This window comes from Adhaeribacter terrigena (genome assembly GCF_016623615.1).
GTDB classification, from domain to species: Bacteria; Bacteroidota; Bacteroidia; order Cytophagales; family Hymenobacteraceae; genus Adhaeribacter_A; species Adhaeribacter_A terrigena.
The window spans coordinates 358,317-369,321 of sequence record NZ_JAEHFX010000003.1 but is presented as its reverse complement, the minus strand read 5'-3'; the positions used below and the strand labels follow the sequence as shown (position 1 = coordinate 369,321).

Below are 11,005 nucleotides of genomic sequence, written 5' to 3'. Positions count from 1 at the left end.
TTTACCTTAAAATCCTACCGTTTTCTAAACGTTTTCCGTTTCTAAAATAACCGGCTCTATCCATTTTCCGTCTTCCCGGATCAGGTTAATAAGTTCGTCTACGGCTTTTTCTTCCGGCACCGACTTCTTCATTACGGTTTGTCCGCGGTATAAAGCGATCTTGCCTTTACCTACGCCCACATAACCGTAATCAGCATCGGCCATTTCGCCGGGACCGTTCACAATACAACCCATTATACCGATCTTTACGCCTTTTAAGTGGTCGGTGCGTTTGCGGATCATGGCAGTGGTTTCCTGCAGATCGAATAATGTACGGCCGCAGCTTGGGCAGGAAATGTATTCGGTTTTGCTCATGCGCGTGCGCGCCGCCTGCAGAATACCGAAGCTCAGCTTATTCAGGTTATCGATCCTTTCGAGCCATTCGGTTTTGGTTTTAGGCGCCATCGACGATGTTCCCAGCAGGATGCCATCGCCTAAACCGTCGATGAGCAAACCGCCAACATCGGTAGAAGCGTAAAGCTGCGTAGTTTCAGAGAGCATTTCGGTATAATCGCGGCGGATAATTACCGGCACTTCGCAACCATTATTCATCAGCCGGAAAAAACCTTTTCGAAGTTCAGCCATGGCATGCGCATTGGAAGTTTGCAGTACTGCCACCGCCGTTTTATCGGTTTTCAAAGCATCTATCATTTCCGGCGTCAGGTCATGCAGATTCAGCTGCACGAAATTTACTTCTGCAGACTTTTCAGCTTCCGAAAGATACTGTTTTGCCGTTAGCAGCGGGTAGCGTTCTTCTCGGTTTTCGGCCGTTTGCCAGGCTTCATGGTCCACAATTTCCTTCAGGCCGTTTGGCAGCATAAAAGAAATCGGGTTATTGCCGGTGTAAATATAATCGGCACCCAGGTCGCTCATGTTGAATTTATCGAGCAGCATGGAATATAAATGGCCTACGCATTTCAGATCGGCATATTGCAAAGCATCCAGTTGGCTCAGGTCAGCTACCACCCTTGGCACGTTCGTTCCGCCTAAATTCAGCACTTCATGCGTATGGCGGCGTTCGTACTGGAAGGGGTTTATGGGAATGTTGCAGATCGGCTTGATAGGTTCGTGGCCTGCCCGGTTGGTATAACGATCAATTAAGGTGCGGGCCACCGGCGCTTCAAATTCAGGAGCTTCGGTTAATGAAACCCGGACCGTATCGCCTAAACCATCTTCCAGTAACGTACCAATGCCTACTGCCGATTTGATGCGGCCGTCTTCGGCTTCGCCGGCTTCGGTAACACCCAGATGCAGCGGGTAAGGCTTCAGGCCTTCTTCTTCCAGTTTTTGTACCAGCAATCGGTAAGCCTGCACCATTACCTGCGTGTTGCTGGCTTTCATACTAAGCACAATGTTGTGATAGTTCAGGTCTTCGCAGATCCGCAGAAACTCCAAAGCGCTTTCTACCATGCCCAGCGGGGTATCGCCGTAGCGGCTCAGGATCCGATCGGAAAGCGAACCATGATTCGTGCCAATGCGCATGGCCGTGCCATGTTCCTTGCAGATCTTTACAAGCGGCACGAAGCGTTCACGGATGCGGTCGAGTTCGGCCTGGTACGTTTCGTCGGTATATTCTATGATGTTGAATTTCTTTTTGTCGGCGTAGTTTCCCGGATTGATGCGGACTTTCTCTACAATTTTGGCGGCCAGCTCAGCCGCGTTCGGAGTAAAATGAATATCAGCGATCAAAGGAACGTTATAGCCGCGGTTACGGAGTTCGGCTTTGATGTGGCGCAGGTTTTCGGCTTCGGCTACGCTGGGCGCAGTAATGCGCACGTACTCGCAACCGGCTTCCACCATCCGGATCACCTGCTCTACCGAACCCATGGTATCCATGGTGTCAACCGTAGTCATAGATTGCACCCGAATTGGATTTTCCCCGCCCATGGGCAGGTCACCGATGGTTACTTCTATGGTCTGGCGGCGCTGGTATTCCGTTAAACTCGGACAATATATTTTATTCATACAAGGTAGTTTCGCTATAAATAACCCGCTAGCGTAAAATAATGTTCAGGCAGGCATTACAAAAATACAGTTATTTGCCCGGTAATAAAAGATTGCACCGTTTGAATAGCGTTTTTGGATAAATTTTATAAAACCTACGCACCCTTTTTCTGAATTTTTCGTTAAGAACCTTTAGTTACAGCTTTAAACTTCCTGCTCTATGATACATTTATTACGAAAAACTCCGACACAGCAATTTCAACCTTTTATAGAAAAAGCCGGCCTGAAAATGAACCAGGTTGGTGAAGCCATCTTTATTACCAAGGAATCCATTATGGAAATTCTGCGCAATGAACTCAAAAAAGGTAATATCGATGAGGTAGTGAGTACGATAAAAGGTAAACCGATGGCCGGCGGCCGTAAATTACTGATCGATAAAATTATAAAAAGCATTGCCACCAAAATCGTAATGCGTATGGGGTTGCGGGGCGCCATTGCTACCGGCCTGGCAGCGATCCTGGTGCCGCTTATTCTTTCTAAAATGTCGCATAAGGTTTTTCAAAGTGAATCTGTAAGCGACCTGATGGATACTTTCGGGATTACCGACCGCATGAACGACCTGACTCAACTTGGGGACACGCTGCGCGAAAAATTTATTTTTAAAAAGCCGGAAAAAGAGATTCAGGCTCCCACCGAAAACGCAGCTTAAAAAACGCTATGCTTTTAACATAAAAAAGTCGCCCTGAGGTAAATCGGGGCGACTTTATTATGTTCGAATTTTCGATTTTCGTAGGTTCGAATTTTCAATAAATGGTCTGGATCTTCGGTATTTTGTTAAATTGAGTTTTTCAGCCCAAAACCCTACCGCTTTATATGCTGATCTAAAAAATTCGAAACCAAGCTTCACTCATTATTGTCGAAAAATCGAACCTACGAACCTAGCGGCTGAAAAGCATTTCGCGGTATTTTACCAGCGGCCAGTCTTCATCGTCGATCATGAGTTCCAGTTTGTCTACGCTGTAGCGGATCGTCTGGAAAAGAGTAGAGATTTCATCGCAGTACATCACGGCGCGCTCGCGCATATCTTCCACCTTGTTGGCTTTTTTGCGGCGTTCGATCATTTCATCTACCGTAGTTTTAATGGTAGTTACGTGCTTCGAAATTTTCTTGATCATGTCGATGGTCGTGCCGGAATAATCTTCGCCCAAACCGATCTCTTTCAGACCTTTCACGTTCTGGATGAGTTTGTTCTGGTATTTCAGCGCCGTGGGAATAACGTGGTTCATGGCCAGGTCACCCATTACGCGGCTTTCGATCTGGATCTTTTTTACGTAATCCTCCAGCAGAATTTCGTGGCGGGCGTGCAGCTCTACCGTATTAAAGATTCCGTTGCGAATGAAAAGGGCTTCGGTTTCTTTTGAAAGAAATGCATCGAGCGCTTTCGGCGTGGTAGGCAGGTTCGATAAACCGCGTTTGGCCGCTTCTTCCGCCCATTCCTTGGAGTAACCGTTACCTTCAAACCGGATGGCTTTAGACTCTTTAATGTAGTCGCGCAGCACCTCGATAATGGCTACTTCTTTTTTCTTACCCTTTTCGATCTGCGCATTTACCTCATTTTTAAACTCGATCAGCTGATCGGCAACGATCGTGTTCAGCACCGTCATGGCAGAAGATGAATTAGCAGAAGAACCTACTGCCCGGAATTCAAATTTATTACCCGTGAAAGCAAACGGCGAAGTACGGTTCCGGTCAGTATTATCCAACAGAATTTCCGGGATCTTATCGATGCCCAGTTTCATGTACATGTTATCGCCTTTATCCAGGGAAATGGTGGAATTGGCTTCCAGTTCATCTAAAACTTCTGAAAGCTGCGACCCTACAAACACCGACATGATGGCTGGCGGCGCTTCGTTGGCACCCAGACGGTGATCGTTGCTGGCTGATGCAATAGAAGCGCGCAGCAGATCGGCGTAACGGTGCACCGCTTTTACAGTGGTAATGAAGAAAGTCAGGAACTGTAAATTCTCTTTCGGACGACGCCCCGGGGCAAATAAATTTACGCCGGTATTGGTAGAGAGTGCCCAGTTGTTGTGCTTGCCGCTGCCGTTTACGCCTTTAAAAGGTTTTTCGTGGAGCAACACTTTAAAATTATGACGCTGCGCCACTTTATCCATCAGATCCATTAACAACTGGTTATGGTCTACGGCCAAATTGGCTTCTTCGAAGGTTGGGGCGCACTCAAACTGGTTCGGAGCTACTTCGTTGTGACGGGTTCTTAACGGAATACCCAGTTTCAGGGATTCGATCTCGAATTCAACCATAAACGCATGCACGCGGCGCGGAATAGAACCAAAATAATGGTCTTCCAGCTGCTGACCTTTGGCCGAAGTATGGCCAAATAGCGTACGGCCGGTCATTAAAAGGTCCGGGCGGGCATCGAATAAGGCGCGGTCGATCAGGAAATACTCCTGCTCAATGCCCAGGGTGGTTTGCACTTTGGTTACATTCTTATCGAAAAACTGGCAAACTTCCAGTGCCGCATTTTCAACCAGATCCAAAGACTTCAGCAAAGGTGCTTTATAATCGAGCGCTTCGCCGGTGTACGCCACAAAAATGGTAGGTACGCAAAGCGTTTTAGAGCCGCCGTTTTCAATTAAGAAAGCCGGGGAAGTTGGGTCCCAGGCCGTATAGCCGCGCGCTTCGAAAGTATTCCGGATACCGCCGCTCGGGAAAGAAGAAGCATCGGGTTCCTGCTGTACCAGCGCACTGCCTTTCAGATGTTCAATGGCTTTCCCGTCTAACGTTAAATCGAAAAAAGAATCGTGTTTTTCGGCCGTTTGTCCGGTTAAAGGCTGGAACCAGTGCGTATAGTGCGTGGCGCCTTTACTCATGGCCCAGGTACGCATGGCGGAAGCTACTGCATCGGCAACGTTGCGTTCTACTTTGGTGCCGTTTTTAATAGCATTCTGCAATTTCTTAAAATACTCCGACGACAAGGTAGCGCGCATGGCTTCGGTGCCGAAAACGTTGATGCCAAAATATTCAGAAGCTTTCAGCGACGGAACAACCACATCCTTGCGTTGGCGTTCGCCTACAACTTCTAAGGCTTTAAATCTGAGGATTGCCATTTTCTATTTTTAAAAGAGGTTTAATGATGAGGCAAAGTTAAACAGAAAAATAACTTCTGATTTAAAACCCCTTCTTTTTTTAAGGGCTTTTTGAAAAATAATTGCTTTTTCTTCCAAAACCCCTTCAAATTTTAACCGGTATTTTTAAAAAACTACTTTTTAGGCCCAAAACCCTACCGTTTTCAAACGCCAGTCGTTTTTCAGGGGTATTTTATGCTCCCGCCGCAAAAACTGTATCTTTGCTAGGTGAAAAGTTACCGATCGAACCAGGTTTTTCTGTTTATATACTGGCTTTTGCTTTTTATTTCCGGCAAAACCCTTTTCCTGTTTTATCATGCGGCCAAAACGGCTATCCTTTCGGTTTCCGAAATTGCCAGGATTTTTTTTTATGGCCTGCGCCTTGACATGTCTATGGCAGCTTATTTAAGCATTTTTCCTTTTCTGCTTTTGTTCTTCAGCGTAATTCCTGATAAGCTTACCCGGAAACTGGTAAACGGCTATGCGGTTTTATGCACCTTTTTTATTGCGCTGCTGCAAACTGTAGACCTGCATTTATATAGCATCTGGGGTTATAAGCTCGATGCTACGCCCCTGCAGTATTTAAATACGCCCACCGAAATGATCGCCTCTTCGTCGGGAGCGCCGCTGTTTTTGCTGTTCCTGCTTTTTATTTTGCAGCTGGCAGCCGGCCTGTTTTTATACTTCCGTTTTTTTCAGCCCCGTTTTTCCGGCCATAAAATAACCCGTAAAAAAGCGCTGGTTTCGTTTTTATGGCTGATCATTTTAGTGTTACCGCTGCGCGGGGGCTGGCAGCAAATTCCAATCAATCAAAGCGACGTTTATTTTTCTGAAAATGCGTTTGCCAACCATTCGGCGATAAACGTGCCCTGGAATGTGTTCTATTCCATTATTAAGAAAGATTACGATGGCCTGAATCCTTATACTTTCATGGCGCCGGAAATAGCTCAGAAAACGGTATCGGATCTGTATCAAAAACCCAATGCCCCTTCGGCGAAGATCCTGAAAACGGCCAAATCCAATATCATCTTTATTATTCTGGAAAGTTTTACGGCTAACCTGGTTGGAAGCGTCGGCGGGGAGAAAGGCGTTACGCCGGAAATTGATAAGCTGGCTGAGGAAGGATATTTGTTCAGGAATTTCTATGCCAGCGGCGATCGCAGCGAAAAAGGTCTGGTTGCATTACTCAGCGGCTACCCGGTGCAGACCACCACTTCTATTATTAAAATTCCGCGCAAAACCGAAAAACTCCCCCACCTTGCTCATTCTTTGAAAAAAGCCGGATATCAGACCAGTTATTATTACGGCGGAGAACTGGCGTTTGCCAATATGAAATCTTACGTATTAATGGCGGGTTACGATAAAATAACCGGAAAAGCCGATTTCCCGACCCGGGATTATAATTCCAAATGGGGGGTACACGACCACGTATTGTTCCAGAGAGTGTCAAAAGATCTGAAAGAGCAAAAACAGCCTTTCTTCACTACCATTTTTACGCTGAGCAGCCACGAACCCTACGATGTTCCCATGAAAACCAGGTTCGCAGGTGATGACGAGGCAAACAAATTCCGGAACTCCATGCATTACACCGATAAAGCGGTAGGGAATTTTATTGAAGAAGCTAAAAAACAACCCTGGTGGCAGAATACGCTCATCGTTTTGGTTGCCGACCACGGCCACACGCTTCCCAACTATGTCGATTACGACTCCAAAGCGAAATTCCATATCCCGCTGATCCTGACCGGTGGCGCGTTGGCCAAAACCGGAATAACCGATACCACCATCGCTTCGCAAACCGATCTCGCATATTCGCTTTTAAACCAACTGCACTTGCCAAACCAGGAATTTAAATGGAGTAAAGATATATTCAACCCCGCCGAAAAACCCTTTGCCTTTTATATTTTCAACGATGGTTTTGGCTTCGTAACGGATAAAGGCAGCTTTGGCTTCGATAATATTTCAAAACAAGTTGTGCAGAAAAAAGGTCAATTCACCGAAAAAGATATTAATACAGGCAAAGCTTATCTGCAAACATCCTTTGAAGACTATCTGAAAAAGTAAGACTGAACACGATAATAGAAATTAATGACTTTACAGGACAATTTTTGCTCTGTGATATATTTGATTTATGTGATTTCTGTTATTGTTCAAACAGGTCTCAATCTGTCCGCACGTAATCTGATCAATATCTTTCTGAATCAAAATCAGAATTTACAGAATGAGCCCCACCTTAATCCTCCCTTAAAAACAGGCGAGGACTTTTTTACGCCTATCGCCAGCGCAACGTATCCTGAAAATCACGCTATCTAAGCGAGTAAACTAAAAAGAAGCGAGCTACAAAGGGAAACTGACACCAGTTTCTGTGAGAGCGGCCTCCAAGACTTCCGGTGCCGAGGCAGCCCGCAAGGGCAGGAAGGGTTGCAGCCGCGAACGCAGAAACGAAGCCGCCCGGCTTGAGGGAAAAAGCTTCATTGAAAGTGAAAAGTTAGAGGTTGAAGGCGAAAAGCCCATTTGAAAAAGAGAAACAAAAAAGTCCTCCCTTAAATTAACTAATTAGGTGGAGTAAAACGGTATCCTTTCAGACTAAAAAACTAAATACCAAACGAAACTACCAACCTGATGAGATCCCTCCTATCGTCGCGATGACCAAAAAAACGCTATGGCTTTCGCCCTAAAAACCCAAGAATCCAGTAAAACAACCACTTAAGCATAAAGCAATTAAACCATAATTTCCGTACCTTTGCGGCCTTATGGCTAAAAAAGTTGCTTTTTACACCCTCGGCTGCAAGCTGAATTTTTCCGAAACGTCTACTATTTCCCGTCTTTTTACCGAGCGCGGATTCGAAAAAGTGGAGTTTCAGGATGCGGCCGATATTTACATAATCAATACCTGTTCCGTTACCGACAACGCCGACAAAAAATGCCGCAAAGTGGTAAAGGAAGCGTTGAAGCATTCGCCGAATGCGTATGTAGCTATTGTGGGTTGCTATGCGCAGTTAAAGCCGCAGGAAATCTCCCAGATTCCGGGCGTGGATGCGGTTTTAGGTGCGGCAGAAAAATTCCAGTTGGTAGACCTGCTCGGCACGTTTGAAAAGAAAGACAAATCCGAAATTTACCACAGCCCGGTAACTACCGCCAATACGTTTCATAACTCCTATTCCTTCGGTGACCGCACACGTACGTTTTTAAAAGTGCAGGACGGTTGCGATTACAGCTGCACCTTCTGCACCATTCCGCAGGCGCGCGGTAAAAGCCGTTCCGGAAACATAGAAAGTGTAGTGCGCTCTGCCAATGAAATTGCGGAATCAGGCGTGAAAGAAATTGTGCTTACGGGTGTGAACCTGGGCGATTTTGGGATTCAGGAAGAAAAGGGCCGGGTAGAAACGTTTTACGAACTGGCCAAAGCGCTGGAAGAAAATGTAGCAGACATCGAGCGTTTCCGGATTTCTTCCATCGAACCGAATCTGCTAACCGACGAGATCATTACGCTGGTAGCCAGCTCGAAGAAATTTATGCCGCATTTTCACATTCCGTTGCAATCAGGCTCCGATAAAATTCTAAAACTGATGCGCCGCCGTTATTTACGGAATGTTTATACCGACCGGGTTACAAAGATCAAAACCCAAATGCCGCATTGCTGTATTGGCGTAGACGTGATCGTAGGTTTTCCCGGCGAAACCGAAGCTGATTTCCTGGAAACCTACGAATTCCTGAACCAGCTCGACATCAGTTACCTGCACGTTTTTCCGTATTCGGAACGCGACAACACCTTAGCTGAAAACATGCCGAGCGTTGTTCCTCAAAAAGAACGCAACCGCCGCGCCGACATGCTGCGAATTCTTTCGGAAAAGAAAAAACGCTTTTTCTATGAGCAACACATCGGTCTGGAAACGAACGTGCTTTTCGAAGCTGATATTACCGATGGCATCATGGAAGGTTTTACTGAAAACTACATTCGCGTGGCGGTGAAATACGACCCCATTCTGGTAAATGAAACCAAAAAAGTGCGCCTGACCGGTTTAAATGCAACAGGTTTAATGCAAGTGGAAGAAGCTGAACTGGAAATACTAAAGCATTAGTTTCGTTGTTCGTTGTTGCTTTATAATTATTGGATTTTCAGGAATAAAAAGAATAACGAAAAAACGCTATCCTTTTACCATCAAAAACTCAAAAAAGCCGTTCCGGAATTATACCGGAGCGGCTTTTTCTTTTTCGCTTTCTGCCAAAATTTTGGTAACTCGCAAAGGCTAATCTCAACCTAAGAAACGATGGAAAAACACTGGAGCTTAATTGGCCTGCCCGACGATACCGGCGTAAAAAATGTAAACGGCAGAATGGGCGCCGCCGGCGGCCCCGCTGCTTTCCGGACTTACTTTGAAAAACTGCGCGGCAATGCCGATGTAAAAAAATACCTGCGCGATTGCGGCGATGTTCAGACCCAGATTTCCATTGAAGAAACGCACCGCAGCGCTGCCAATTGCATTGCCGATGCACGTTTGCAAAGCCATTTCACAGTGGTACTTGGTGGCGGTCATGACCTGGTTTTTCCGCATTTGCAGGCGTATAAAAACGGTAGGGATCTGAACAAAAAAACCGGCTGCATCAACATTGATGTACACCTTGATCTGCGGCCCGATAAACCGGTAATAACCAGCGGTTCGCCGTTTTACATGGCATTAGAATCCGGTATTTTAGAAGGTGCCAATTTCGTGGAATTCGGGATCCAGGAATATGCCAACGCGGAAGAGCTTTTCGTGTTTGCTGGAACTCACCACGTGAACATCGTAAAGTTCGATGATCTGCGAAACGGCCACGCGGTAAGCGGTTTCAAAAAAGCCTTGCAATATTTAACCGAACGCTGCGACGAAATTGTGATCAGCCTCGATATGGATGCTTTTCAGGCGGCCTTTGCACCCGGCGTTTCGGCACCCGCGCCCGAAGGATTTACGCCTTCGGAAGTAGTGGAAATGCTGCGCTACGCAGCCGAAAACGAAAAAGTAACGTCCCTTGGCATTTACGAACTGAACCCGGAATTCGATCTGGATGACCGCACGGCCAGGCTGGCTGCGGTTTGTGCTTACCAGTTTGCCAGTCAGAAATTAGCGAATCATATAGCGTTATAAACGCTTACAATTCGATGTAAAGGCGAGCTGATTTATGGATAAAAAAACTTCCGGAAAATTCTTCCGTTAAAAACAAAAATTCTATCAAACTCAATTCAATTTTTATGGCGAACAGCGCGCAGTATTCCGGCATTTCCCCGGAAGTTTATCAGGCTTTGAAAAGCAAATTATCCGGTTTCGGCATTAACCTTCAGGGCACAAATGGCAAGGTATCCGAAAAAGGGGTAACGGCCGAATACAATTTCGATGAAGCAAACCAAACCTTAGCGATCAATAACGTAGACGTAAGTTTTCCGGCCAGCATGATGTTCAGCCCCGATAAAGTATTGGGAATGATCACCGAAGCCGTGACGAAAGCGGGCGGACAGCAAAACGCTTAAAATAAACAGAACACCCAGGTTAGACTTGCGTATACAAACTGCTGCAAATTCAGCCCAAATTCACGCCAAATATTAATCAACAAAACTATGGAAAAAGGAATGCAGAAAAGCGTAAAAATAGAGCCTGAAGATATTTCAAGAGTGTTTCAGGGCGGCATGCACGTAATTCAGGGCGACCACGATATGTTGCCGGAATTTATGAGCGACGCCGGAAACCTGCTGATGAAAGCCAGCCAGAAGTTAAGCACTACCCAACTTATTTTGATTGTTGCCGGCCTGGCGGTTGCCTCCATTTTTGTGGCTAAAAAAGTAGAAGAAGAAATGAACGATTAAGTAGTTTCACCTTCAGAAACGTAAAAAACCGGACTTGCCT

The 11,005-nt window shown here is 46.0% G+C and carries 8 protein-coding genes; 6 read left to right on the top strand and 2 right to left on the bottom strand.

Annotated elements, in window-relative coordinates:
- Window positions 1-24: 24 nt before the first annotated feature.
- Complete coding sequence (ispG, locus tag I5M27_RS08310) at window positions 25-2,004, bottom strand: (E)-4-hydroxy-3-methylbut-2-enyl-diphosphate synthase (protein ID WP_200505733.1); 1,980 nt, start codon at window positions 2,002-2,004, stop codon at window positions 25-27.
- Between the two features lie 199 nt (window positions 2,005-2,203).
- Between ispG and I5M27_RS08305 the strand changes: the two genes are divergently transcribed.
- Window positions 2,204-2,692 (top strand): hypothetical protein, encoded by a 489-nt coding sequence (locus I5M27_RS08305; protein WP_200505732.1) that lies wholly within the window; start codon window positions 2,204-2,206, stop codon window positions 2,690-2,692.
- A 229-nt stretch (window positions 2,693-2,921) separates the two neighbouring features.
- Here I5M27_RS08305 and I5M27_RS08300 read toward each other — a convergent pair whose 3' ends face one another.
- Window positions 2,922-5,111 carry a glutamine synthetase III family protein gene (locus I5M27_RS08300; RefSeq protein WP_200505731.1) on the bottom strand — a complete coding sequence of 730 codons (2,190 nt, stop codon included), beginning with the start codon at window positions 5,109-5,111 and terminating at the stop codon, window positions 2,922-2,924.
- Between the two features lie 246 nt (window positions 5,112-5,357).
- Here I5M27_RS08300 and I5M27_RS18795 point away from each other — a divergent pair, with 246 nt between their 5' ends.
- The 5 genes from I5M27_RS18795 to I5M27_RS08275 all read left to right on the top strand — a co-directional run bounded on the left by I5M27_RS18795 (window position 5,358) and on the right by I5M27_RS08275 (window position 10,965).
- The gene (locus I5M27_RS18795) at window positions 5,358-7,190 is read left to right on the top strand and encodes an LTA synthase family protein (protein ID WP_200505730.1); all 1,833 of its coding nucleotides are present in this window, start codon (window positions 5,358-5,360) and stop codon (window positions 7,188-7,190) included.
- Between the two features lie 689 nt (window positions 7,191-7,879).
- Window positions 7,880-9,208 (top strand): tRNA (N(6)-L-threonylcarbamoyladenosine(37)-C(2))-methylthiotransferase MtaB, encoded by a 1,329-nt coding sequence (gene mtaB / locus I5M27_RS08290; protein ID WP_200505729.1) that lies wholly within the window; start codon window positions 7,880-7,882, stop codon window positions 9,206-9,208.
- Window positions 9,209-9,397: 189 nt separating this feature from the next.
- A complete protein-coding gene (locus tag I5M27_RS08285; RefSeq protein WP_200505728.1) occupies window positions 9,398-10,252 on the top strand; it encodes a formimidoylglutamase in 855 nt (284 codons plus the stop codon).
- 104 nt (window positions 10,253-10,356) lie between these two features.
- A complete protein-coding gene (locus tag I5M27_RS08280) occupies window positions 10,357-10,632 on the top strand; it encodes a hypothetical protein (protein WP_200505727.1) in 276 nt (91 codons plus the stop codon).
- 87 nt (window positions 10,633-10,719) lie between these two features.
- Window positions 10,720-10,965 (top strand): hypothetical protein, encoded by a 246-nt coding sequence (locus tag I5M27_RS08275; protein ID WP_200505726.1) that lies wholly within the window; start codon window positions 10,720-10,722, stop codon window positions 10,963-10,965.
- Window positions 10,966-11,005: the final 40 nt, after the last annotated feature.

Coding starts and splice junctions, on each gene's coding strand:
- ispG (WP_200505733.1), bottom strand. CDS start 2,004: ATGAATAAAATATATTGTCCGAGTTTAACGGAATACCAGCGCCGCCAG.
- I5M27_RS08305 (WP_200505732.1), top strand. CDS start 2,204: ATGATACATTTATTACGAAAAACTCCGACACAGCAATTTCAACCTTTT.
- I5M27_RS08300 (WP_200505731.1), bottom strand. CDS start 5,111: ATGGCAATCCTCAGATTTAAAGCCTTAGAAGTTGTAGGCGAACGCCAA.
- mtaB (WP_200505729.1), top strand. CDS start 7,880: ATGGCTAAAAAAGTTGCTTTTTACACCCTCGGCTGCAAGCTGAATTTT.
- I5M27_RS08285 (WP_200505728.1), top strand. CDS start 9,398: ATGGAAAAACACTGGAGCTTAATTGGCCTGCCCGACGATACCGGCGTA.
- I5M27_RS08280 (WP_200505727.1), top strand. CDS start 10,357: ATGGCGAACAGCGCGCAGTATTCCGGCATTTCCCCGGAAGTTTATCAG.
- I5M27_RS08275 (WP_200505726.1), top strand. CDS start 10,720: ATGGAAAAAGGAATGCAGAAAAGCGTAAAAATAGAGCCTGAAGATATT.